Source organism: Pristimantibacillus sp. Z349TD_6 (assembly GCF_056173205.1).
The window spans coordinates 6,184,911-6,209,536 of the sequence record NZ_CM149662.1; the positions used below are offsets into that span (position 1 = coordinate 6,184,911).

General features: G+C 34.8%; 21 protein-coding genes. 1 reads left to right on the top strand and 20 read right to left on the bottom strand.

Going from position 1 to position 24,626, the window contains the following annotated elements; genetic code table 11:
* Positions 1–106: 106 nt before the first annotated feature.
* From AC0VYE_RS26990 to AC0VYE_RS27085, 20 genes are all read right to left on the bottom strand, one after another.
* Positions 107–1,078, bottom strand: a complete 972-nt coding sequence (locus AC0VYE_RS26990) for a glycosyltransferase family 2 protein (protein WP_475443616.1) — start codon at positions 1,076–1,078, stop codon at positions 107–109.
* Positions 1,068–2,468, bottom strand: a complete 1,401-nt coding sequence (locus tag AC0VYE_RS26995; protein WP_475443618.1) for an undecaprenyl-phosphate glucose phosphotransferase — start codon at positions 2,466–2,468, stop codon at positions 1,068–1,070. The genes AC0VYE_RS26990 and AC0VYE_RS26995 overlap by 11 nt, the downstream gene beginning before the upstream one ends.
* A gap of 184 nt (positions 2,469–2,652) precedes the next feature.
* The gene (rfbD, locus tag AC0VYE_RS27000) at positions 2,653–3,495 is read right to left on the bottom strand and encodes a dTDP-4-dehydrorhamnose reductase (protein ID WP_475443620.1); all 843 of its coding nucleotides are present in this window, start codon (positions 3,493–3,495) and stop codon (positions 2,653–2,655) included.
* On the bottom strand, positions 3,496–4,518 hold the full coding sequence (rfbB, locus tag AC0VYE_RS27005) for a dTDP-glucose 4,6-dehydratase (RefSeq protein ID WP_475443622.1): 1,023 nt from the start codon (positions 4,516–4,518) through the stop codon (positions 3,496–3,498).
* Between the two features lie 9 nt (positions 4,519–4,527).
* A complete protein-coding gene (rfbC, locus tag AC0VYE_RS27010; protein ID WP_475443624.1) occupies positions 4,528–5,085 on the bottom strand; it encodes a dTDP-4-dehydrorhamnose 3,5-epimerase in 558 nt (185 codons plus the stop codon).
* Between the two features lie 14 nt (positions 5,086–5,099).
* Positions 5,100–5,843 carry a sugar phosphate nucleotidyltransferase gene (locus tag AC0VYE_RS27015; protein ID WP_475443626.1) on the bottom strand — a complete coding sequence of 248 codons (744 nt, stop codon included), beginning with the start codon at positions 5,841–5,843 and terminating at the stop codon, positions 5,100–5,102.
* Between the two features lie 15 nt (positions 5,844–5,858).
* Positions 5,859–6,989: a dTDP-4-amino-4,6-dideoxygalactose transaminase gene (gene rffA, locus AC0VYE_RS27020; RefSeq protein ID WP_475443628.1), complete on the bottom strand. Its 1,131-nt coding sequence runs from the start codon at positions 6,987–6,989 to the stop codon at positions 5,859–5,861.
* On the bottom strand, positions 6,976–7,413 hold the full coding sequence (locus AC0VYE_RS27025; protein ID WP_430059771.1) for an acyltransferase: 438 nt from the start codon (positions 7,411–7,413) through the stop codon (positions 6,976–6,978). Before AC0VYE_RS27025 ends, rffA begins: the two co-directional genes overlap by 14 nt.
* A 92-nt stretch (positions 7,414–7,505) precedes the next feature.
* A complete protein-coding gene (locus AC0VYE_RS27030) occupies positions 7,506–7,835 on the bottom strand; it encodes an EamA family transporter (protein ID WP_430059769.1) in 330 nt (109 codons plus the stop codon).
* Positions 7,832–8,191 carry an EamA family transporter gene (locus tag AC0VYE_RS27035; RefSeq protein ID WP_475443630.1) on the bottom strand — a complete coding sequence of 120 codons (360 nt, stop codon included), beginning with the start codon at positions 8,189–8,191 and terminating at the stop codon, positions 7,832–7,834. The genes AC0VYE_RS27030 and AC0VYE_RS27035 overlap by 4 nt, the downstream gene beginning before the upstream one ends.
* Positions 8,175–8,888 (bottom strand): WbqC family protein, encoded by a 714-nt coding sequence (locus AC0VYE_RS27040; RefSeq protein WP_475443632.1) that lies wholly within the window; start codon positions 8,886–8,888, stop codon positions 8,175–8,177. Before AC0VYE_RS27040 ends, AC0VYE_RS27035 begins: the two co-directional genes overlap by 17 nt.
* Complete coding sequence (locus AC0VYE_RS27045) at positions 8,885–9,463, bottom strand: PglD-related sugar-binding protein (protein ID WP_475443634.1); 579 nt, start codon at positions 9,461–9,463, stop codon at positions 8,885–8,887. The genes AC0VYE_RS27040 and AC0VYE_RS27045 overlap by 4 nt, the downstream gene beginning before the upstream one ends.
* Complete coding sequence (locus AC0VYE_RS27050; RefSeq protein WP_475443636.1) at positions 9,463–10,401, bottom strand: glycosyltransferase family 2 protein; 939 nt, start codon at positions 10,399–10,401, stop codon at positions 9,463–9,465. Before AC0VYE_RS27050 ends, AC0VYE_RS27045 begins: the two co-directional genes overlap by 1 nt.
* Positions 10,402–10,468: 67 nt before the next feature.
* Positions 10,469–12,679, bottom strand: coding sequence for a hypothetical protein (locus AC0VYE_RS27055; RefSeq protein ID WP_475443638.1), 2,211 nt, complete (start codon positions 12,677–12,679; stop codon positions 10,469–10,471).
* A 52-nt stretch (positions 12,680–12,731) separates the two neighbouring features.
* Entirely contained in the window at positions 12,732–14,369 is a 1,638-nt protein-coding gene (locus AC0VYE_RS27060) for an acyltransferase family protein (RefSeq protein ID WP_475443639.1), read from the bottom strand.
* Between the two features lie 19 nt (positions 14,370–14,388).
* Positions 14,389–15,747, bottom strand: a complete 1,359-nt coding sequence (locus tag AC0VYE_RS27065) for a mannose-1-phosphate guanylyltransferase/mannose-6-phosphate isomerase (RefSeq protein WP_475443641.1) — start codon at positions 15,745–15,747, stop codon at positions 14,389–14,391.
* A complete protein-coding gene (locus AC0VYE_RS27070) occupies positions 15,747–19,004 on the bottom strand; it encodes a glycosyltransferase (protein ID WP_475443643.1) in 3,258 nt (1,085 codons plus the stop codon). The genes AC0VYE_RS27065 and AC0VYE_RS27070 overlap by 1 nt, the downstream gene beginning before the upstream one ends.
* The gene (locus tag AC0VYE_RS27075; protein ID WP_475443645.1) at positions 19,001–19,906 is read right to left on the bottom strand and encodes a class I SAM-dependent methyltransferase; all 906 of its coding nucleotides are present in this window, start codon (positions 19,904–19,906) and stop codon (positions 19,001–19,003) included. The genes AC0VYE_RS27070 and AC0VYE_RS27075 overlap by 4 nt, the downstream gene beginning before the upstream one ends.
* Positions 19,907–19,919: 13 nt before the next feature.
* A complete protein-coding gene (locus AC0VYE_RS27080; protein ID WP_475443647.1) occupies positions 19,920–21,182 on the bottom strand; it encodes an ABC transporter ATP-binding protein in 1,263 nt (420 codons plus the stop codon).
* Between the two features lie 17 nt (positions 21,183–21,199).
* The gene (locus AC0VYE_RS27085; protein ID WP_475443650.1) at positions 21,200–21,994 is read right to left on the bottom strand and encodes an ABC transporter permease; all 795 of its coding nucleotides are present in this window, start codon (positions 21,992–21,994) and stop codon (positions 21,200–21,202) included.
* 282 nt (positions 21,995–22,276) lie between these two features.
* Here AC0VYE_RS27085 and AC0VYE_RS27090 point away from each other — a divergent pair, with 282 nt between their 5' ends.
* Complete coding sequence (locus AC0VYE_RS27090) at positions 22,277–24,538, top strand: O-antigen ligase family protein (protein ID WP_475443652.1); 2,262 nt, start codon at positions 22,277–22,279, stop codon at positions 24,536–24,538.
* Positions 24,539–24,626 lie beyond the last annotated feature (88 nt).

Here is a 24,626-nt window from a genome sequence, read left to right on the forward strand (position 1 = left end):
CTTATAAAATCTTATAACATGAAAAAAAGCTCGTCCGATTATTATTAATCGGACGAGCTTTAGAACTTGAAATATTGCAGATTAATGACTAAATCTTGTGAGTGGATTATTGCTTCAATGTCACGCCGGCATTATTATTTTCGATATGAGTAAGGATAAGGCGATGCATGCTAAGCCTTCTTGTTATAAACTGCGGCAGTAAACGGTAATTCATGCCTAGCTTATAGCCAATCAGCTTTGCTGCTGATTCAGCGATCAGCTTTGGAATCAGATGCCATTTGCGGGTTCGATTGAGCTCATTCAGCTGCAGCTTAACGAGCTTTGAGCCTGCCTTGCCAACCGCGCTGTAAGGCGTGATCCATGTATTGCATCGCATAGATATTCCATTATCGAAGTAACGCTTGAATTGCTGCTTTATCGAATAGTCATGCGAATGAAAAACAAGAGCCTCTGCGCAGTAAGCAACCTTATAGCCAGTCAAAATGCATTTGGCAGCCATAAACAAGTCCTCATTAAAGATGACTGGCTCCTGAAACCGTCCCATTGTCTCAAACGTCTCACGCCAAATCGCTGAGCATACGTTGGAGCAAAAAAATGTTTTTATCCCAAGCTGCTCAATATCCTCATAAGCTTTCAATTGCGACTGTGCCGGATAGTTATGTTCCCTTGCCAGTCTTTCCAGCACATTAGCTTCTGGTCTCGGCAGCTGCCTTGCATAGGCATATGCCACATTATTTCCAGAAAAAAGTGGGCGAGTCAGCTCTTCAATAAGCTTATCGTTGCAAGGGAGAGCATCCTGCGTCATAAATAGCAAAATATCGCCGCGCGCTTGCATCGCTGCAACGTTGCGCGTACCACCGTGATCGAAGTCACGACGTTCAACGCGCATCACTTGGGCGCCAGCCATGAGCGCTCGCTCCTGCGTTCCGTCGTCCGAGCAGGAATCCATAATGATGATTTCATATGGAGGAAGCGACTGATGCTTCAATCGCTCTAATAGCTCTTCCAGCTCTGGCCCTGCATTTAATGTAGGAATAATAATCGATACTCGGCATGCTGAATCGCTGTTAGTAAGCATTTTTGTTAATCAAGCCCTTCAGTACCGTTTTGAAAATAATTTTGATATCAAAGAAAAAAGTCCAGTTTTCAATATAAAAAATATCAAACATAATACGGTCTTGTATGGAAGTGTCGCCTCTTAAGCCATTGGTCTGTGCCCAGCCTGTTATCCCAGGTCTAATCTGATGCTTAACCATATATTTTGGAATTTCCTCTTTGAACTGATTCACGAAATAGGGACGTTCTGGCCGCGGACCAACCACGCTCATATGGCCGAGCAGAACATTAAAAAACTGCGGCAGCTCATCCAGACTCGTGCGACGAAGGAAGCTGCCAAACTTGGTGCGCCTTGGATCGTTCTCTACCGTCCACTGTGTATCCGATACTTTATCCGTCGATACACGCATCGAGCGGAATTTAAACATATGGAACGTTTTGCGATCGAGTCCCATCCGCTCCTGCTTAAACAATACCGGTCCAGGCGATGTAAGCTTTAGCCCTATGACAGCGAACAACATGATTGGAGACGTTATAACAATCGCTACTAATGAGAAGGCGATATCAAACCAGCGCTTTAATATCCGATTGCTCAGCTCATCGAGCGGAATATCCCTTACATTAATAAGTGGGATGCCTGCAAAATTATCAAAAAATGGCCGAGCCGGCAGCAAATCAAAGAAGTCAGGAATAATTAGCGTCTTCACGCCCGTTCGTTCACACATTTCAATAATTTCCGCATACTTCGCATGCGCTTCAAGCGGCAGTGCAATGATGACTTCATCAATAGGCATCATATCCAGCTTTTGCTTCAAAGCATCTAGCCTTCCGATAATCGGCTTCATATACTGATGCTCAGTCGCATGCTCATCTTGATAATCATCCAAAAAGCCGACTACCTCATAACCAAGATCCGGGTGCTGCTGCAGATTCGTATAGAAACTGCGTCCCACCGAACCAGCCCCAACGATAAGCACAAAACGTTTATTAAAGCCTTTGCGACGAAATGAAGCGAGGATCGATTTGACCCAATATCGGTATGACGCAATGGCGATAAAATTCATGAAAAAGAAAATGGCTAGAAATTCACGAGAGATATGTACTTCACGGGTGAAATATAACATGCCTAACAGACCAAGAAAACTAATGGTTTGAATCTGAAAAATCTTCCAAATGTCATAAGAATATCTTTTTCGACGCTTAGGGGAATAAAACTGCAGATAAAAACCAATTAATACTGCCGAGAAAGAATAAACTGTTCCCCATAACAAATAAGTAGAAAATGGTAGTGATTTAATATTAGGCAATATATAAAACTTTAACCAATACGCAAATAAAAATACAAGCAAAGCGCATATAAGATCTGCCATCATGTATAATTGCGTCAGAAACCGTTGGTTTTGTCGAAGCATTTTGCTGAGTTCACCTACGTTTCTTTAAAATTCGATCTAGTAACAGTTTATCAAAATCTTTAATATGTTTAAATACCTCAAAAGACATATATTACAAAATATCAGAACTATCATATAAGAATATAAAAAAGGGGGCCTTGGACAGTGTTTACTTCCTCGACCTCCCCGATATCATTAATTAATATTAACTATTTAAATAATGATTAAGTGCTTCTCTCCATGGTCGAAGCAGTTTTAAACCATTAATTCTTATACCGCTATGTTCCATAACCGAATAAGCTGGTCTTGGAGCTGGACGAGGAAATTCCTCTGTACTACAAGCAGTAACGATTGTTTTATGTCCGCTTTCTTCAAAAATTGCTTTTGCAAAATCAAACCACGAACAAACTCCAGTATTAGACGCATGATAAATTCCAAAATAATCGGTCTGTACCAATTCTATTAAGAATTCTGCTAAATCATACGTATAGGTTGGTGATCCAAGCTGATCCGAAACCACTTTAAGTTCACTTTTTTCTTCAGCCAGCTTTAACATGGTATTAACGAAGTTATTTCCAAACTTACCATAAACCCATGATGTACGCACAATATAATATCGATCATGTAATGTTTGTACTAGACGCTCGCCTGCTAATTTTGACTTACCATATACCGTCTTCGGGTTGGTAATGTCATACTCCTGATAAGGGGTGACTCCAAACCCATCAAACACATAGTCTGTACTGATGTAGCAGAGCTTGGCACCTATCTCCCTAGCAGCAATAGCGACATTACGCGTACCAACAGCATTTACTCGAAAAGCTTCATCTGATTCAGATTCAGCTTGATCCACTGCTGTATATGCGGCACAATGAATGACGATGTCGGGACTGTGAAGTGAAAATATTTGGCGACAAGCTGATAAACTCTTAATATCAAGGATATCTCGACTAAGTCCAATAATATCGGCGGATATGTTCGACCACTGTGATAACTCTTTTCCCAGTTGCCCATTAGCACCCGTTACAACTATTTTTAGTCTAGACATTTATTTTTTCGCCTCCAAACGCTCCTTGTATTGAGTATCGTAGTATTGTTGATAAGAGCCTGACGTAATTTGTTCCATCCATTCTTTATTATTTAGATACCAGTGAATTGTTTCCTTAATTCCGTTCTCATAGTTAAACTTTGGCTGCCAGCCTAGTTCATTGCGGATTTTATCTGCATCAATTGCATAGCGGCGGTCATGGCCAAGACGATCTTTTACAAATGTAATTAGTGATTCTGGTTTACCTAGTTCTGCGAGAATTGTACGAACAACCTCTAAATTGTTGCGTTCATTTCGACCTCCGATGTTGTAAACTTCACCACTACGTCCTTTTTGAAGTACCAGATCGATAGCACTGCAGTGGTCTTCAACATATAGCCAGTCACGAACATTCAATCCATTACCGTAAATAGGCAGGAGTTTGTCTTGTAAAGCGTTTTGAATCATCAAAGGAATAAGCTTCTCGGGGAATTGGTAAGGACCATAGTTGTTTGAACACCGAGTAATATTTACATTCATTCCAAATGTTTCATGATAAGCTCTTACAAGCAAATCTGCTCCTGCTTTACTTGCTGAGTATGGACTATTAGCTGCAAGAGGAGTCTCTTCCGTAAAGAGACCAGTCTCACCCAATGTCCCATATACCTCATCTGTAGAGACTTGTACAAATTTATTAACATCATATTGCTTCGTAAGGTCAAGAAGAGTTTGAGTACCAAGTATATTGGTTCGTACAAATACATCTGGTTGCAATATACTCCGATCAACATGAGACTCCGCTGCAAAGTTAATAACTGCATCTATGCCATACGCAAATAATGGCTCCAACTCTGTGCGTTCAGTAATATCTGCTTTGACAAATTTATAATTCGGTAGATTCTCTATTGAACGTAAGTTTTCTAGATTGCCAGCATAAGTAAGTGCGTCAACATTAATGATTTCATAGCTTGGATAATTATTAAGCATATATAAAACAAAGTTGCTACCAATAAATCCGGCACCGCCGGTTATGAGTAATTTCACGGTATTAGCTCACCTTTCGTATACAAAATTAATTTCCGCTTCTGCAAGTAACGGGTGTTTCTTGTCTTTATCAGACAAAATCGGAATCGATATAGGCCAATCTATTGCTAGAGCTGGATCGTTCCAAGCGATACCACGGTCATTTTCTGGTGAATATAATTCATCTACTTTATATTGCACTTCACTGTTTATATCAAGTGTACAAAATCCATGAGCAAAACCTTTGGGAACAAGTAACTGCTTTTTATTAGCTGCACTAAGAGTAAAACCTTGCCACTGTCCAAAAGTAGGAGAGCCATGGCGAATATCAACTACAACATCATAGATTGAACCTGCCGTAACACGTAATAATTTTGTTTGTGCTCTCGGATTTAATTGGTAATGCAATCCACGAAGTACACCTACCTCAACTGATAGTGAATGATTATCTTGAATAAATACACTTGTAATTCCATTTTCATTTGCAACCTTTTCATTATAGCTTTCCATAAAAAAGCCTCTGTGATCACCAAAAACTGCAGGCTCCAGGAGCTTTACGCCTGGTAGATTCGTATCTATTACCTTCATACGTCACCTACTTTTTATAATTTTAATTTTCCAAACTCTTCACCAAAAGTCGTTTCTTTCGCCAATTCATTAGCTTTTGCAAATGAGTCATGTGTACCTGCATCTGTCCACCAACCTGGTAATATATCAAATGATAATTGCATATCCTTAATATATGCATTATTAACATCAGTGATTTCCAATTCACCGCGGCCTGAAGGTTTTAATTTTTTAACAATATCAAATACTTTGGAATCAAACATATAAATCCCAGTAACTGCATAATTGCTTTTTGGTTTCTTCGGTTTTTCTTCAATAGAAATAATATTATTACCTTGAAGCTCAGCCACACCATATCTCTGAGGGTCATGAACCTCTTGAATTATGATTCTAGCACCTTTACTCTGCTGTTTAAAACTACTAACGAATGGTGAAATACCATCTTCGAAGACATTATCACCAAGGATCACAACCATCTGATCACCGTTCACGAAGCTCTCTGCTAGGCCCAGTGCTTGCGCTATTCCACCTGCTTCATCTTGCACTTTATATGTAAAGTTTACCCCAAATTCATAACCACTACCAAGAAGGTTAACAACATCCCCCATATGATCCTTACCAGTAACGATTAATATATCAACTATATCCGCTTCTTTTAGTTTATGTATAGAATGAAAAATCATCGGATATTTACCTACAGGCAATAAATGTTTATTAGTTACTTTTGTAAGGGGAAATAATCTTGAACCCGTTCCCCCGGCTAAAATGATACCCTTCATCTTGTCACTTCCCAATTATGATTTATAAAACTTATTGATGCAGTCTACTACTTTCTCAACATCACTTTTCGATAAATTATAATACATTGGTAGCCTTAATAGCTTTTCGCTTTCCGTTGTTGTAAATCTATCTTCACCATTAAACCTTCCATATTTAATACCAGCTTCAGATGAATGTAATGGAACATAATGAAATACCGATTGGATGTCACATTCCTTCAGATAACTCATTAATCTTGTTCTCTCGTGAAGAGACTTACATTTTAAATAAAACATATGTGCATTATGAGCACACTCATCTGGAATATGAGGTAATTCAATAAATCCATCATCCTTGAGCTGAGACAATCCTAAATAATAGCTATTCCAAGTTTCTAATCGATTATTATTTATTGCCTCAGCATTCTCTAATTGCGCATATAAAAATGCTGCATTGATTTCACTAGGCAAGTAAGAGGAACCTATATCAACCCAAGAATACTTATCTACCTGACCTCTAAAAAACCTTGATCGATTTGTTCCTTTTTCACGAATAATTTCCGACCGCTCTATATATCCATTAAGATTCAATAGTAGAGCTCCGCCCTCACCACAATTATAATTTTTAGTTTCATGAAAACTATAGGCTCCTATATGACCTAAAGTCCCTAGATGCCTGCCCTTGTACTGACTCATTACTCCTTGTGCAGCATCCTCAATTACTAATAGATTATACTTCAGAGCCAGTTCCATAATTTTATCCATTTCACAAGATACGCCTGCATAATGAACAGGTACAATTGCTTTTGTTTTTGAGGTAATCGCTTCCTCAATTAATGTTTCATCTATGTTCATCGTATCTGGACGAATATCCACGAAAACAATTTTGGCACCTCTCAATACAAATGCGTTTGCAGTAGAAACAAATGTATAAGAAGGCATTATAATTTCATCGCCTTCTTTAATGTTAGCTAAAATCGCTGCCATTTCTAGAGCATGCGTACACGATGTTGTTAATAATACTTTGAGAGTATCAAATCTGTTCTCCATCCACTGATTACTTAACTTAGTGTATTCACCATCTCCTGAAAGTTTTCCCCCTAAAATCGCCTTTTGAATATAAGTTTGTTCCTTACCAGTTATTGTAGGGATATTAAACAGTATCATTAATAATCTCTCTCCTTTTAATAACTACTGCTGGGCTTCCAATTGCTATAGAATATGGTGGAATATTTTTTGTTACGATAGAGCCAGCACCAACTACAGCCCCTTCACCAATAACTACACCAGGCAAGATAATAGTGTTCCCACCAACCCATACATTATTGTTAATTATGACAGAACCTGCTGTATCAGGAAGATTTAAATACCGATAATCATGAGAAGCCGAGAATATAATCACATTCGGTCCTAAAGCAATATTATTACCTAGAACAATTTCCGCATCTTTAATATAATAAGAACCGTATAATTGACAACCTCTATTAATCCACACATTATTACCGATTGAGATTTTCGTTGGGTATCTAAAATACGTCTTATAATCAATATTATTATTTGTACCAAAATTTTTAAATACTATCTTGAACATGAGTCCTCGAATAATTGGAGGGAGAACTTCTAATAAAATAAAAAACAAATTGAATAAATACGAATAGAGGCTGAACAAAAACCTTTTTATGTTCATATATTAAAAACAATCACTCCCGCAATAATTAATATTGTTGAAATCACTTTTATCTTGGTGTACTTTTCCTTCAGTATTAAATTGGAAAACACTAATGTACCAACATAATTTAGCGCTATAACTAAAGTTAAACTCTTAAATTCAATAAATTTCAGAAGGTAGACTGATAATAGTGTTGCAATAAAAAACAATAAATATCCAAATATTGTTTCGGGACTGATTCTCAAAAAAAATACTTTCTTACCTACTTTGGTAGCCCCAATTTTTAATAATATTTGAGCAAAACTATTAATCAAAACCAATATGAAAATGAGTGCTAATGTCATTTAGTCACACTCTTTAAGTTCAGAACTACTATCCCTATCATAATTATTATTACTCCTAAAATATTATTAGTAGTGATTTGTTCACCAAATATATAAAAGCTGAATATTAGAATAAAGACATTATTAAAAGCTGTTAATGGGTATGCTACTGATAGTTCAACTTTTCTGAGCGTTAATTGCCAAAATCCTGCTTGTAGGACTAAAAGAAATAATGACAATAAGTAATAGATATTTAGCATTGTCCCTATGAAATTATTAGATTCCATTTCTAATGAAGCTATTTTTGAAAATATAAAAGAAACTGATTGAAAAAATATACTCAATATCAAATATAAGTAATTAACCTTTGACTGCATGCTTCTCTTGCCTCCAGCCCCATATTAAATATGCGGATTCAGGACCAGCATGAAACAATAAATCTAGTATTGATACGTAATGATCAAAGGGAGGATGAAACTGTTCATACTCTGGGTAATCCTTATAATCCTTATAGACTAGTTCAATCCCCTCTACATGAAATCGAGATGGATCAATATAATCACTTGCCGCAGGTCCTGAGATATACTCTTTTGCCTCTGTTTTTTTCAAAATATCAATTAATCTATCCAATTTTTTTCCCGTACTAACAAACTCACGCGAGTCTTTAAACTCAGTAGTAATGCCTAAAAATTCCCTTGATATATATTTAATTAAATATTGATTTAATTCTGAGAGATTAGACCACTTCAGTTCTAAATATACGTATTCAAGAAATGGCTTATACAGTTTATAATAAGCTGCCTTTGAGTACAGAGCATTTAATGTTTTGAAGTGCTTGGCTAAAAGATTGGAATTTGACAAAACAACATCACATATCAATAAATCATTTGATGCATTTACAGGTATTGTTATCCACTGAGAGCCTGTCGACGATTTAATTTTGTTACGATTTCTCCAATCATTCTTAGTATATTGAACATCATCATAAAACACAAAAAGGTCAACATCGTTAATAATGTCAAAATAACCTTTCCATGGTATGTAGTTCGATTGAATTATTGCTACTTTTTTCATTCTGTACCTCCTTTCCTGTGATAAACTACCCCAGCTTTAACAAATGAGTTATCTGGAATATTGTTACCATTTACCACAACAGCCGAAGCACCTACAAAACAATGATCTCCTATATTAACAAAACCGCAAATATTAACCTGTGGAGATAAGAAACAATTTGAACCAATATTAGAATCATGGTTCACTATTACTCCAGGCCATATAAAAGTAACTTCTCCAACCTTTGTGTTATAGTCTAAAATTGCTCCTATGGATATTATCGTTCCATTACCAATAATAGATGATTTATGTATATTTGCTTTTGGATGAATTAATGAAATAACTTTATAACCACTCTCCACAACTCTTTCATAGACATCCCATCTTGTTTTCAAGTCGGAGTATCCAATTGCAATAACAATATCATAGTCTTCTTTTTTAAAGGTCTCTTTCACTTTGTTAAAAGACCCTAGAATATTTTCACCTTGATCATTAAAATCATCTATAAAGCCGACAAAGCTATGACCACATTCAATTACAAGGTCTCTCACATATTGCGAAAATTGTTGCGAACCATAAATTATCACATTGCTCATTAAAATTCTCCATCTTCATATTCGTATATTTTTTTTATTACAGTAATAGGTCTATCCTTAGTCTCAGTATAAATTTTCGAAATATAAATTCCTAAAGTCCCAATAGAAAATAAAATAATCCCACTTAGAAACCATACAGAAACCATTAAACTTGTCCAACCACTAATCATGGATATATTGAAAATTTTACGAACAATTAGAAAAAAAGCATATAGAAATGAAATTGAAGAGATCATTAATCCAGTCATCATAATAACCAATAAAGGTTTACTACTAAATGACGTTATTGCATCAGTCATTAACGCAATCTTCTTAAATGTATTATAAGAGGAGCTACCCTTGTAGTTTTTGTTTATCCTAATAGATTTTTGTTTAAAACCCGTCTTCTCAAATAATGCAGCTAAAAAAACATTTTTATCTTTGAAGCCCAATAAACTATCAACGTACCTTTTAGTCATTAAGCGCACAGTACATATATTTTCAGAAATTTGAACATCAGATAAATAGTTGAATAACTTGTAGAACATCGCCCCTGCAATACGTCTATAGAAGGTTCCACTTCTATTTTCTTGAATTCCATACATTACATCATACACTTCTTCATTTTCTATCCATTCTTTATAAAATTGTGATAATAATTCAGGTTCCTCTTCTAAATCACAATCAATTAAAAAAACAATATTACCTGATACGTAAGATAGTCCTGTAAGAATAGCTTTATGATGTCCAAAATTCTTTGATAAATCTATAACTTTAACTGAAGTATCAATATTCTGAATTTTAGTAGCTATATCCAATGAATTATCCGGCGAGCCATCGTTAACCATAATAATTTCATGGGTTAGGTTCATAGACTTCAATGTATTTTTTATTCGAGTATAAAATTCCTCTAAATATTTCTCTGATTTGTAGAGTGTTGTCACAATTGAAACATGCATATAATTCTTCCTTTCAGATAACGGATCTGTAGAAATTCTAACAATACATCCAAATTCACACTATTACTCATTGTTCTTTTGTATCAATGAGTATTAGATCATACTTTTCTCCAGATAGGACCTGACCATTCTGATTACTGGTTTTCCTAAATTCATCTAAGAGTATATAAATAGGGTCTTTACTTTCTTCAACTGTATTTGGCAATATAATATATTTAACTTTACTCCAAGTAATATATTCATTTAAACTTTTAAGATCAGAAAATATTTTTGAATTGCCTAAATAATCATTTCCAGAAGCATTAACAGTCTCCATCCCACACGCGAGCTGATTTAATAAATAATCGTCCCCATACCCTATACATCTATCCATGCTTCCTGTATTATTTAAGTATTTTTCAATTTCTGATAAACCGTGATATTCAAACATTTTATTTTTGATTTCTTTTGTATTATTGACATCCTTGTAAGTGAAGTTCACGGGAGACATACCATAACTCCATGATGGATGTGAAACAAACATTACTAATGTCTGGATAGGTATAAATAATAACAAGGAAATCAATAGCATCTTTTTATATTGAAATAGTAAAGAATTCATGAACGTCAATAGACCAATCATTCCTAATATTAGAGGAACCATATAGGTATTACCGTCTCCTCCATTTGGAATAATGGTCGCATAATAGATACCAAGGAGACATATTGGAGAAACTAGAAACAGAAAATTGTTTTTTTCTATAGATTTAATTTTAAAACCGAAAATCAATATAAATAATCCCACTAATAAGAAACTCAAATTACCAATCCAAAGCATAATTACATGCCCAAATGGTTGAGGATCAAAGAACATGTGATACCAACGGGTTACGAAACTCCTTATTTCAAAAGAGGCCGCAAATTCACCTACATTTTTTAGAATATGTGGATATTTCCCTTCAAAACCCAGATGTGACCAAAGGTTACCTAGAGTTGGGTAGATTGGAAACCCTGTAATCTTATACGTTCTATAACAAACTCCTAAATATACCAACAATGATAAAACAAAAAGCACAAAAACTCTCAAATTAAAACCAACAATATTAATTAAATTATTATGTTTGAATTCTTTTTTATTAATAATTATATATAACGCTAAACCAAGAATTATAAATGGAACATACACTATACTAGTAGGCTTACCACCAAGTGACAAAACAAATGCTATGGTAGCAAACCACAAATACTCGCTTTTTATATTTACGTTCGGTTTAGATATTTCCAATATCCAATTCCAAATGTAATATACCCCAAGAACCAATAAAAAAGTAGAGGATATATCTGATTTTGCAGTAGAAGCCATGTTTGAAATAACTGGGGTACTTGCTATCAAACACGTATAAAACAAGGAGACTACTTTATTAATTTTCATTTCTTTGAAAAAATAAATCATTAAATACATCAAAAGGGATAATATCATCACATTTACAGATAGAATATACTTATAACTTCCTAAATTGCTCATTGGGAGCAAGAATAACTCGAATAACTTAGGATAAAAATGGACAAAGCTCAAAAAACCTAAATTGTCAAAAAAAGAATCCCCCCCAACTAGCACAGCTTCTGGCCTCAATCCATACCACACTGAATCAAATTCATTTGCTAAAAGTGTGTTTGATTTAGCGAATTGAATTAATATTAATAACAACAAAAATGACGCAGGTAACTTCTCATACTTCGTTAAGGTTTTGTATTTTTTGAAGATATGTACAACGAAAGGTGTATTAAATCCGTTAATAAAACTTATCAATACTAGAATTATTGTTACTATTCTTAAATCATTGATACCCCCAAAACCAAATAAAGAACTCACAATACTTACAAAACTCCATATCAATAAACCAACTAAGAAATAAGATAGATATTCTGAATTTCTTTCTTTCTTTTTAAATAAAAAAGATATGCTAGATCTACCAATTGACATGATTGATTCAAAGTAAATTAAGCACAACATAGCAGATAACAAAACTCCGTGAATTTGCAGGAAAATTCCACAAACAATAATAATCAGTAGTGTAGACCATCTAGACTTAATAATAAAAATTATTACGCAAAAAATAATTGCAACAATAAATAATTCTAGCAATCCATTAATTGATTCGGGTTGTGCTAATTGCCATTTATAAACCTTATACAATATGTTCTTCAATGCGGAAAATTGAAATAAAACTGAGCATATTGAAATAATTATTAAGCAGAATATTAAACTTTTCTTTCTCAACTCTAGCTTCAATTTCATAATGCCCTCCCGATCCCTGTATCATCTAGTGAAATAGTAAGGTAATACTATTTCAGTTTTTTATCTCAATTTTACTTATTAAAGCGCTCAATAATCTTTGATCGACATCATTATCCGCAGGAATGTGCGCTGCATTAAACTCTATAGTCACTACAGTGCTATTACTCTTCGATTTTATCGGGAAATTTAAAAAGAAACCTTCACCTGCTATAAGATTACTCTCTCCAACCATCATATTATCTGAATATATGATAACCTTATTAACCTCAGTAAAGGACTCTGGTACAAATCCATTAATAATCAATACAGAATTAATAGAGGCGTCTAGCTCAACACTAGCCTTATTAGCAATCCATCGATAATTCTCATCTTTATTCTGCGGTAGCCAACCATCATAAAAAATATTCTCACCCTTCAAATAAGGAAACTCAATTACATTCGGCTTCGAATTGAAATTTAAAAATAGCAGAACAAATATAATAAAATAAATAGAGAATTTCATCCAACTTATGCTAAGAAGGTATTTAAGAAGAGTTTTAAAATCCTCACACATTTTTTTAATAGGTTTAGCAAAACTTTCAGTTTTGAAGGTTTCTCCTACAATCTTGAGCTTTTTCAATTTAAGAAAATTCTTCTCTATTATGAACCATGAAGCTATTGCAAATAATATTGTCAACGGTGTTGCAATAAGAAAGTTTGCTAACAGGCTTGTCTTACCTCCATACCAATGAGTTATAGCCTGCTGAATAGGAAAGGCATATAAATATATACCATAAGAAAAATCACCGTACTTAGTTATTAATGCAACCTTGGTTTTTGGTAAAAACGCAATATAAAGGATAATGTAAGTACCAAAGATAGCGAAAAGTGGCTTGAAGCCTCCATAAAATATTGAAATAAATAGAATAAATATTCCTATCATAACAAGTTTTTTATCTAAGTAAATTATTTCTTTAAATAAACAGGCTAGAGTTCCCATAAGAAAAAACAATAATAATTCAACTAATGTCTTTATTTCTAATCCAAAAATATGCCCCGCGCCAGTTGGCGATATTTTCTCGTTAAACAAGTAATAATAAAAAAGTCCCGCAGTTACTAACAACACCAAGTACTTGTGTTTTAGTAACCCTAGAAATCCTAACGCACCTATTAGAAGATAACACAAAAATTCAAAAGGTATCGTCCACAATGACCCATTCACAGCGCCTTTATATGCGTTCTCCTCAAATACTCCTGGTAAATTCCACTGCATCGGGAAAAGAAATATAGCTTTTAAATATTGAATTACACCATAATTAGAAATATATTCACTAACGGAGAAAGAAGTAACCATAGGTCCTAATATGAAAGCAGAAAATAACAATACTCCCAATAATCCCGGAAAAATTCTTAATACTCTATTTTTCAAGAAAGTAATTAAATTATTGGAATACAAAAAACTTTGTGTTATTAGCAAACCACTTATAATAAAAAATATAATTACAGCTAGATTTCCAAAAGTGGTTTGACCATTTGTAATGTGGTACAAAGGTTCCGCTTTTCCTGTTCCTGATAGAGGATAGGCATGAGAAAAGATAACTAGCAGAGCTGCTATCAATCTGATTAAATCAAAATAATTATCTCTTCCCTTTAGTAAATCATTCAAAGATTTAGTATTACTAATCCCATCTATTTCAATTGACTCTTTCATATTAACTCCCTATTTCAGATTATTTCTTTAACCGAACCACATCGTCTTCCTCCACATACTCCCCTGCTTGTACCTCAATCAGATGAAGATCAATTTTCCCTGGATTTTCCACAAAATGTTCATCACCCATTCTAATAAACGTTGATTCATTTGTACGAAGTAAAGACTGCTCACCATTTACGGTAATAAGTGCTGTTCCACTAACGACGATCCAGTGTTCATTCCGATGAAAGTGTTTTTGAATACTTAACTTCTGACCCGGTTTAACAATCACTTTTTTTATTTTGTAATTTTGGGACTTATCTAACACAGTGTGATTGCCCCACGGTCTATATGCTGTTACATGATTGTCGCTTAAATTAGATCTTCTATTCTTCAATTCTTCTACAATTTGTTTAACTTTCTGTGAAGAACCTTGTTTGGAGATCAATAATGCGTCTGCTGTGTCAACGATTACGAGATCATCTACATCTACTGTAGCAATCATCCGCTGGTTAGTGACGATTAAGTTTCGTGATGAATCGATACCAATATGCTGATCTGTAATTGTATTCCCTTCTTTATTTTTCGGAAGCTCTTCATAAAGCGCTTCAAAACTTCCAAGGTCCGACCATGCGAAATCTGAGGCAACAACCTTCACAATGCTGCTCTTTTCCATCACAGCATAATCAATGCTGTCAGCAGGAATAGATTTCATGTCACTAGTATGTATTCTATAAATTTCATTATGTTTATACGCTTTCTCAAATGCAGTAAGTGAAGCTGCGTAAATATCAGGAGCATGCCTCTGCAATTCTCTCAGAAAAGCCCCCGCTTTAAACATAAAAATACCGCTGTTCCAATAAAAATTGCCTTGTTGTATGTACTTCTCAGCTAGCTTTTGATCTGGCTTCTCCTTAAAGGAAAGTACCGTACTGCCATTTGCTTCAATATAACCATAACCTGTCTCAGGATAATCTGGCGTAACGCCAAAAGTAACAAGACTTCCCTCTTCTGCCAACAGCTTTGCTTTTTGTATACAGGAATGATAATATTCATTATTTTTAACAATATGATCAGAAGGCGTAATAAGTAACAATTCTTCTTCATCGACTGATAAGCTCGCAAGAGCTATAGCTGGAGCAGTGTTTCTCCCTATTGGTTCAAGTAAGAACTTAGCTTCTTTCATTTGAAGCTCATCTAAGTGATCTAGAGCTAAGAAATATTGCTCTTCATTCGAAACAATTAATGTATGATCGCAAATTGAATGATTACGTTCTACTGTCAGTTGAAACAATGAACGATTAGACATAAATTTATTAAATTGTTTTGGGTAAAGCGTTCTAGAAACGGGCCATAATCTGGTCCCGTTTCCTCCGCACAAAACTACATTTATCATTAGGAATTCTCCTGATTTGTAATGTCTAAAGATAAAATTTCCTTTGCAGCTTCTACCGTGAAATATTTATCAACATAATTTACTGATGCCACGGAATTTGCATCCCATATGGCAGCATCGTTATATAGCCTGATAACAGCATCGGAGAACTCTTGCTCTTGATCTTTGACAGTTAAGACTCCATCGACCTCCTGCAAGCCTTCAGCTCCAATCGAGGTTGTTATAACAGGGACCTGATAATACATTGCTTCAACAACTTTCCCTTTGACTCCAGCACCATAACGCAACGGCACAACAACAATTCTAGAAGTAGCATAATATTTTTCTAATTCATTATCAGTAACATATCCTGTAATAATAATATTTTCAGATTGCTTTTGGAGCAGATCATCAGGAGGGTTGGAGCCTACGATATACAACTTAATATCAGGGATGTTTAACTTAATAAGAGGTAGGATATGATCAATGAACCACACAATACCATCAAAATTGGGCTTATGATTAAATCCTCCGACAAAAAGCAGATCTTTTCGAATATCAAATCCAGGAACAAGATTATTGGTAGAATATAAGCTGTCATAAGGAAATAAAGGAATATTCCGAATCGATTTATCCGAAATTTGCTCCTGAAGCACTTTTTGTTCATAGGAACCTACAACATGAATAACATCTACGGAATGAAATAATTTAAACTCTACTTCTTTCCATTCCATAGATGATTTTAATAGGCTAGGATTTTTTGTTATTTCGTAATTCCGCATTTCACGAAGATAATGAAGATCGTGACCGAAATAAATAATTTTAGCCTTTGTATGCATTTTAAAGATGTCAATATACTTAATTGATATATGAGGTCGATTCAAATAAACATAATCAATGTATTTTCCATTTGTTTTAATCCATTGGTTAATATTTTTCGCGTACCAATTTCCATATATGACTTCTATGCCAATCTGCTGAAGCTCACTCGTATAGGGTTCATGTCTATAAAAATTGTCACCAATAAATATTACATGGTAACCCATTGAAACCATAAGCTTCATATACAAATTTGTGCAGCGGCCTCCCGCATCCTTATCATAATGAGGAACATAATGATCGACTACTACAATTGTCTTTTTGTATCTTGATCTGTCACGGGCTAAAAACACATGCTCTGCATTTGGAAATTGATTTTTCTCCAAATCGGCCTTCCACTTTTGAAGAAACTTTTCTTTGTTAGTAACCTGATAACTTTTTATGCCACTACCTGTATCAGTACCGTGAGAAATACCTTCAAAATGAACAATTACTGACTTAGGCTGCAACATAACTTTATAACCTAGACTTCTTATTGCGAAAGCCAAATCTGTGTCCTCAAAGTATGCAGGAACATATTGTTCATCAAACCCGCCAAGTTTAAGCCATAAATCATGTCTAACCAAAATAGCCGCACCAGAGATATAGTCGACCTCTTTCACATAACTATATTCCGATTTATCTGGATCATCTAATCTTCCGAAATTCCAGCCGCTAGCATCATTCCAAATGATTCCCCCTGCTTCTTGCTGTCTGCCATCTGGATAAATAAGTTTCGACCCCACCATGCCAATGGTATCGTCTGATTCAATTAATCTCAGTAAATAATCTAACCACTGATCTTGAACATTTGTATCATTATTTAGAAAGAAGATATACTTCCCTTTTGCATGTTTTGCAGCATTATTGCAGTTCAGTAGGAAACCGCGATTAACGCCATCCCGAATTACAGTAATATTTTTAATATAGGTCTCTATGTTAATAGTCTCATCTGTAGACATATCATCTGCAATTATGATTTCGTATGATAATCCTTTTGTGTTCTCTAATATAGATGCCAAGCAGGCGTAAGTATAACTAAACTGATTGTAAACTGGAATAATAATTGATACCTCTGGATCTGCTTGAAAATCAAATTCCAGTTTTGAATACTCAGAGTTATTAAACAACTGAATTGGCATTTGTGGTTCACTCGAAATTTGATGCCTATTCATAAAGCTATCAATCCGATGCTCAACTAGACTAGCATCTTCTGAACTTAAGTAATATTTCAGCTTCTTTAAATTTGATTTATTTAAATTATTAATTAGCAATTTGGGATTTCTTAAAAACCTCGAAAAAAGTTTTACAGCCAATCTAGCTTTACTATTAGTGGGTATAACCGAGTCCCGAGTTTTATAATATGTTTTTAATAATCGCCAACCACTTGATTTATAAATGTTTTCTAATTCTCGTTCTTGAATAAGCAGTTGTTGGATATGTCCCTCTTTATTAAGAATAGTTTGATTTTTCTCAGTTATGAATAGTTCCAATGCCTTGATTTGGTCTATTTGCTCATCTATTGTTTTCTCAAGTCTTTCGGCTCTTGAACGTATATTTCCAACTAAAACAAAGCTTTCTTCTAATTCACTATTTTTATTAAATAATTCAATGTTTTTATGCTCAATATCTTGCTTCAGTTTTAAGTTGATATTCTCAAGATCAGCTAAAGAAATAACATTATTTTGCACCTTTGATGCATTTGAGAAATGTCTTGATTCTCCAAATACAAAATTTTGAAAACCAATTTCCATCTCCTTAAAATGTTCAATGTGTTCCTCTTTTATGCCCAAATATGTATATATTTCAGAAATGCTAACAAAACCAACTAAATTTTTCTCATACTTGCTCAAAAACTCTGTAACACTTCTAAACATTACGAATTCTACAGGTAAGTAAAATTTGAATACCCACTCATAATCTATTACTGTCAATCGTTCACCGTCAAAAGTTAAATTATCGAATGTTAAATCAATATTAATGGGCTTAAGACATAACACATTCCGAAGATTCACTTTCTTTTTGAACACATTTTCAAACAATTGATCTGATTCATAGTTTTCGAAAAAGACCGTATCTTGTTTATGAATCATTTGCTTGTAGATGCCAAGATAATTTAAAAATAATTTTTTATTATTATTTAACATTGATTTATATAAATAGCTTTCTAATAATGGAGAATCTGAGTATTCAAAAGTAATGGAATCTCCATCCAGCTCAGAATTCGCTATCTGAACTGCTTTCATTGTATGTTTTAAAGTATTATAATTATCAAACATTAGGTTAATATGATGAAACGCTTCAGGGTTTAATGCTTTTTTACGAGTAAAAAAAACACCTGATTTTCTATAAATAATCGTTTCTGTCTGGAATTCAGGCAAGCGTTCTCTATTATATTTCGTAAACAATATATCCATCATTCATCACCTTGCCTAGAAAAAGTTAAAAAAGAATTTGCGAAAAACGGAAATTGATTATTATCAACAATATTGTTAAATGTGCTTTGTTCATTAAATAATAGATAGCGGTCCCGATCATAGTTAGGTGTCGTTCTAATATCGCCCGGCTTAGGAAGATAGTGATCTGAATATATTTTGTTAGGTAACTTGTAATCAGGTAGCGGATAATAAAACCGATTGCTCAATAAGCCGGATTCATAAAGAAGTTCTTCTAACTCATTTCTACTGAATGTTTTAACACCATCATTTTGTAGATATCCTTCAACACTCTCGAACAGTTTTCCAGAATGATCTTCTCTAGCACCAGCCCAGTATTTTAACCCAAATTTATTTTCGATGGCTACTATTAACGTTCCATTCGGTTTAAGTAAGGATCTAACTAATTCCAGAAATTTTTTGTGTGGCTGTACACCGTCTATATATTTTCCAGCGTATTCTAATACACCTATTAAAGTTATATAATCGAATTTTTTTTCAAAATGTATATCCTCGATATTACCAACTATAATCTCTAGATTCTCTTGCTTTTTACATCTGTGCGAAATGATTTCGGCTCTTTTTTTCGACAATTCTACCGCTGTAACATCATGTACCTGTTTACAAAATAGACCCGTTAAAGCACCGCAGCCTGCTCCAATTTCCAATAAAGATGACTCTTTTTCAAATGGATACCATTGCAATAAATTCCACCTTAATGGAGACAAGTGATAAAGTATGGGCCATCTCTTATTATCTTGAAGAATACTTTCATATGAATCATATTTTTGAACGATTTCTAGCAATTCATTTTCAACGTCACCATCACTATAATAATCACTGCCACTATAGTATATTAGGTTTAACTTCACACTATTTCGCTCCATAGTAACCTCTTCCCTAACCCAAACGTTCGATATGAATATTGGTATTTAAATTTGTTATGCCAACAATGGATTTAAATAAAACAACTCTAAAAAAAATAACGTCATATAATCGATGATAAACAACCAGTTCATCCCCAACATATCCTGTACAGCCTAATGACAGCATATAGTCTCCATGCTGCAAATTTAATTGATGAACAAAAGTAACAATTACTTCATCACCTTGTCTATAATCTCCAGTCAGAACACTGTCATACCAAGAATTACTACCTGCTATTTCAAGACCTTTTACATCTTTAATCGTATACGCAAAGATTGGGTTTGAAATATCTTGATGAAAATGGATTTTCATTTTAAATGTAGTCATTTCGTCACTTTGTAACGTTGTATTTAATTCATTTGCTTCATTGAATATGCCATAGTCTACAATTTCAATTTGTTTGTCGCCATATTCCAATCGATGAGGATGTATCTCCATCTCATCTTTCCAATTAGAATTGGATTCTTTCGTTATGTCTTTAACATTATTACGTGTTGTACTCTTAGTTATAATTTTTTTGAAAATATCTACCATTTCTTTAGGAGATCCTTGATTAATCAGTTCTCCTTCATTCAAGACAATAGCTGAAGTACAGTATCTTATAATACTGTCTAATGAGTGAGTCACAAATAAAATTGTCTTGCCTTGCTCTTTAAACTCATCAAACTTACGATAACACTTCGCTTGAAAATGAATGTCACCTACTGCTAATGCCTCATCTACAATTAAAATATCAGGATCAACATTTATCGCAACGGCAAAAGCTAATCTGGCAAACATACCGCTTGAATATGATTTGACAGGTTGATTTATAAACTCTCCGATATCGGCGAAAGATAAAATATCATCTAATCTTGCATCCACTTCTTCATTACTAATTCCCATGATTGTTGCATTTAAATAGATATTCTCCAGACCAGTATACTCAGGGTTAAAACCAGCCCCTAGCTCCAATAAGGCCGAAATTCTTCCATTTACATTTACGCTTCCTGAAGTAGGAGTAAGAACACCTGTAATTATCTTCAACAAAGTGGACTTCCCAGATCCGTTTTTACCGATAATTCCAAGCGCTTCTCCTTTTTTCAATGAAAAGCTTACATCTTTTAAAGCTCCAAAGTCTTTATGATATTTTTTCTTCACAGGATTTAATGCTTCTTTTAATCGATCCGAAGGTTTGTCATACAATTTATACTTTTTAGTTAGATTACGGACTTCAATTACAAACTCATCGCTCATTTACATGTTCCTTTCTATTACAAAACATCTGCAAAATGCGGACGAAGTTTTTTAAAGACAACTGTACCTACAACTAAAACAATTAAAGTAAAACACCAATAATATATTGTAAGATTAGGATACTCCCAAAACCATTTATGATAGATAAAAGAATCCCGATATCCTTGTACAATATAATAAAAGGGATTTAACTTAAAAAAGAAATGAAATCTTTCAGGAACCATTTTCAAAGAATAGAAAATGGGAGTTAGCCAAAAACCGAATTGTATCATCACTGATATAATCTGACCTACATCCTTTAGAAATATAACTAATGATGAAGTAATCCATGAGAGTCCTATTACTAGAATAATTGCTGATGCTAAATAATAGATTACCTGTAAAGAATAGATCGAGGGAAAGTAACCGTATAACGCAAACATTACAATCATAAATATCAAGAAAAATAAATGTATATACAAAGCTGAATATACTTTAACTATGGGAAGAATACTTACTCTAAAGACTACCTTCTTCACCAAATAACTATTATCAACTATCGAATTTGTTGAGTTTTGTATACTATCAGACACAAAGAACCATGGGACCATTGCACTTACTAGCCACAATATAAATGGAAAATTATCAATTGGCACCGATTTAAATCCAACCTGAAAAATAAACCAATATATAATAATTTGAATGGTTGGTTGTATAAATGCCCACAGAACTCCTAAAAAAGATCCTAAATATCTAGCTTTAAAATCGCGTATTGAGAATTCCCAGATAAACTTTTGTATATTCTTAAAATCTCTAAGAAAGCTTAAAACCATCCTTAATATCCTCATTTCTTTAAACGAAAATCTTGACTAATCTACCCCTGCTATCTTACCAAAATTCCTCCCACATTAACACCTTATTCTACCTTTACACCGAATAAATTGTAGAATTTTTCCGATTTCATCTCTATTTCGACAAAACCTCATATTCTACAAATTTGTAAACTACATACAAATCGCTTCTCCTAATATAGTAATCTACTCCCCCATTTGTTAAAATACAAATAAAGCTAAATGTTTCATATCTACATAACGATGGATGAGGAGTACATACGAATGGGTGCACGGAACAAATCAAAAAGGAATACGAACACTTTAAATGCTGATTTTGCGCTTTTGAGGTGGATTGGGGCTATTGGAATCGCTCTATTTCTAGTCATCTTCCCCTATGAGAGAGCATTGTTTAACGGCTACGAATTAAGCTTTGAAGGCCCTATTTATGGGGCACTCATCTTCGGTTACGTGATGCTTGCCTTTACTGCATTTTATGTGTATCGCAACTCACAGATGAACAGTTATCGTGGAATTTTGTCGATTGCCGTCATGCTGCTTCCATTCATTTATTGGTTGTCATCATTACAGGCGGTTTCAACCTATTACGCGAAGTTTATGACTCTCGTATTTTTCTTACTTGCTGCTTTATTCATAGGCGCTCTGTATTTTGCAGAAAATAAGCTTACGCGCAAAACGATCGAATACGCGATTATGCTCTCCTCCTATTTAATTGTACTATTTGGTTTACTCAACCTTTTTGGTCAAATCTATTATAAGGATGCGCTATGGCTTGCACATGACGGCTACCGGCTTTCATCGGTATTCCAATACTCAAACTCATACGCCGGCTTCCTAGTCGCTTTATTTCTAGTTAGTTTGTATTATGCAGTTCACTGCGTGCGTCCATCTGCAAGAATCATTCATGCTGCCATGCTTGTACCGATTTGGATTTCATTCATGCTCACTTATTCCCGCGGTGCAATTGTTATTATTCCGGTTATGCTGCTTATTGTACTGCCTTTCTTACGCTTAACGAAGCAAATTACATACATCGTGTTTATGGGCATATCTGTAGTGGTTTCCATGGCTGTCCTTGGAAAACTAACAACGATTGCTGATAAAATAGCAACACTAGTTCAACCTACTGAAACGAAAGCGCCAAGTACAATTTCCTTGTTCAGCTCACTGCCTATGCAGGGCTGGGGATTACTTGTGCTAGGCCTGCTCATTGTTACTGGCCTTATCATGCTTTATCATGCCAAAGCTGCTGCATTCCTAGAAACGAAGCTTACCAAGCTTTCTTCGTACAAGTGGTCTTTTGCGGCTGTGCCTGTCATTACAATCGTGCTTACTGCTATAGCAGCGGTCAGCCTTCTTGGCAGCAGTGCTATTCGCGGCTTGCTTCCTGACAAAATTGCTGCACGCTTTGAAAATATTAACCTCCAACAGCACAGCGTTTTGGAACGTTTAACCTTTTACAAAGACGGTCTTCGTGTAGCTGAGGATTACCCTCTGCTTGGGGGCGGCGGCGGCGCTTGGCAAGCCATGTTTGAGCAATATCAGAATAACCCTTACTGGAGCAGACAAGCACATAGCTTCTTTGTACAAGTTCTTGTGGAGAGCGGTTGGCTTGGTTTACTAGCAATCGTCGGACTGCTGGCGTTTGTATATTTTTTATACATCCGATCCTTTATTCGTTATCCCGAGCTTAGAGGCAGCCATTTTGTCTTTTTCATTTTTTCTTTGGCGCTGCTAGTCCACAGTGTGATCGATTTTGATATGAGCTATATTTATATTATCTCTCTCGTCTTTATTTCTCTCGGTTGTATGCTAGCTCCATATAGCCACAAGCTAATAATCGAACGTATGAATGGCAAGCTTAATAAATCTTGGCCAAAAATCGCATATCCAGCGGTTATGGCGTTATTGTCTATATTCCTTCTCGTCATTGCCATTCGAGAAACTAACGCAACTAGTAACTATAATAAAGCTATCGATTTGGCAGTTGGGCAGCAAACTTCTTTAGAACAACTTCTGCCTATTCTTGATCGTGCCATTAAGTCTTCACCAACACAGCCTTATTATAAGCTAACGAAAGCTGACTGGCTGGAGCAGGCTTATAAGCAAACGAACACCGCTACATTCCTTGATCAGGCACTTAGTACAGTTAAGGAAGGCAGAAAATATGATCCTTATAATCGAAGCCTTCTAATGTCGGAATATCGTTTTCTGCAAGAAAAGGGACTTTTTGAAGAATCGCTCGCAACAATTAATGAAGGTGTCAAAAAATTCCCTTGGGACATCAATCTATATGAAGCTGCGATAACCTCATACGCCAAAGCAAATCAAACTGCACTGACGGGCAAGGATGAAGCTAAAGCAAAAGAATATGCTCAGCAAGTTGTCGATCTCTCTAACGAAGTTAAAAGAAGAATCGGTCAGCTAGCTTCACTTCCAGCCGAGCAGCAGCAAGGACGTACATTTGCAATGACACCAGGTATAGAGGAAGCAGTAGCCCAAATCGAGCTTGCTTCGGCACAATAAAGTGTTGTCATGATCTCGTATTACAAAGACTGCCCGCTTGCACAATTCATGTGCGACGGGCAGTCTTTCTCGTTTCATACAAGTTTCA

Excerpts from the sequence above, each read along its gene's own strand:
- AC0VYE_RS26990 (WP_475443616.1), bottom strand. The coding sequence starts at position 1,078 with ATGCTTACTAACAGCGATTCAGCATGCCGAGTATCGATTATTATTCCT.
- AC0VYE_RS26995 (WP_475443618.1), bottom strand. The coding sequence starts at position 2,468 with ATGCTTCGACAAAACCAACGGTTTCTGACGCAATTATACATGATGGCA.
- rfbD (WP_475443620.1), bottom strand. The coding sequence starts at position 3,495 with ATGTCTAGACTAAAAATAGTTGTAACGGGTGCTAATGGGCAACTGGGA.
- rfbC (WP_475443624.1), bottom strand. The coding sequence starts at position 5,085 with ATGAAGGTAATAGATACGAATCTACCAGGCGTAAAGCTCCTGGAGCCT.
- AC0VYE_RS27015 (WP_475443626.1), bottom strand. The coding sequence starts at position 5,843 with ATGAAGGGTATCATTTTAGCCGGGGGAACGGGTTCAAGATTATTTCCC.
- rffA (WP_475443628.1), bottom strand. The coding sequence starts at position 6,989 with ATGATACTGTTTAATATCCCTACAATAACTGGTAAGGAACAAACTTAT.
- AC0VYE_RS27025 (WP_430059771.1), bottom strand. The coding sequence starts at position 7,413 with ATGTTCAAGATAGTATTTAAAAATTTTGGTACAAATAATAATATTGAT.
- AC0VYE_RS27030 (WP_430059769.1), bottom strand. The coding sequence starts at position 7,835 with ATGACATTAGCACTCATTTTCATATTGGTTTTGATTAATAGTTTTGCT.
- AC0VYE_RS27035 (WP_475443630.1), bottom strand. The coding sequence starts at position 8,191 with ATGCAGTCAAAGGTTAATTACTTATATTTGATATTGAGTATATTTTTT.
- AC0VYE_RS27040 (WP_475443632.1), bottom strand. The coding sequence starts at position 8,888 with ATGAAAAAAGTAGCAATAATTCAATCGAACTACATACCATGGAAAGGT.
- AC0VYE_RS27045 (WP_475443634.1), bottom strand. The coding sequence starts at position 9,463 with ATGAGCAATGTGATAATTTATGGTTCGCAACAATTTTCGCAATATGTG.
- AC0VYE_RS27050 (WP_475443636.1), bottom strand. The coding sequence starts at position 10,401 with ATGCATGTTTCAATTGTGACAACACTCTACAAATCAGAGAAATATTTA.
- AC0VYE_RS27055 (WP_475443638.1), bottom strand. The coding sequence starts at position 12,679 with ATGAAATTGAAGCTAGAGTTGAGAAAGAAAAGTTTAATATTCTGCTTA.
- AC0VYE_RS27060 (WP_475443639.1), bottom strand. The coding sequence starts at position 14,369 with ATGAAAGAGTCAATTGAAATAGATGGGATTAGTAATACTAAATCTTTG.
- AC0VYE_RS27065 (WP_475443641.1), bottom strand. The coding sequence starts at position 15,747 with ATGATAAATGTAGTTTTGTGCGGAGGAAACGGGACCAGATTATGGCCC.
- AC0VYE_RS27070 (WP_475443643.1), bottom strand. The coding sequence starts at position 19,004 with ATGATGGATATATTGTTTACGAAATATAATAGAGAACGCTTGCCTGAA.
- AC0VYE_RS27075 (WP_475443645.1), bottom strand. The coding sequence starts at position 19,906 with ATGGAGCGAAATAGTGTGAAGTTAAACCTAATATACTATAGTGGCAGT.
- AC0VYE_RS27080 (WP_475443647.1), bottom strand. The coding sequence starts at position 21,182 with ATGAGCGATGAGTTTGTAATTGAAGTCCGTAATCTAACTAAAAAGTAT.
- AC0VYE_RS27085 (WP_475443650.1), bottom strand. The coding sequence starts at position 21,994 with ATGGTTTTAAGCTTTCTTAGAGATTTTAAGAATATACAAAAGTTTATC.
- AC0VYE_RS27090 (WP_475443652.1), top strand. The coding sequence starts at position 22,277 with ATGGGTGCACGGAACAAATCAAAAAGGAATACGAACACTTTAAATGCT.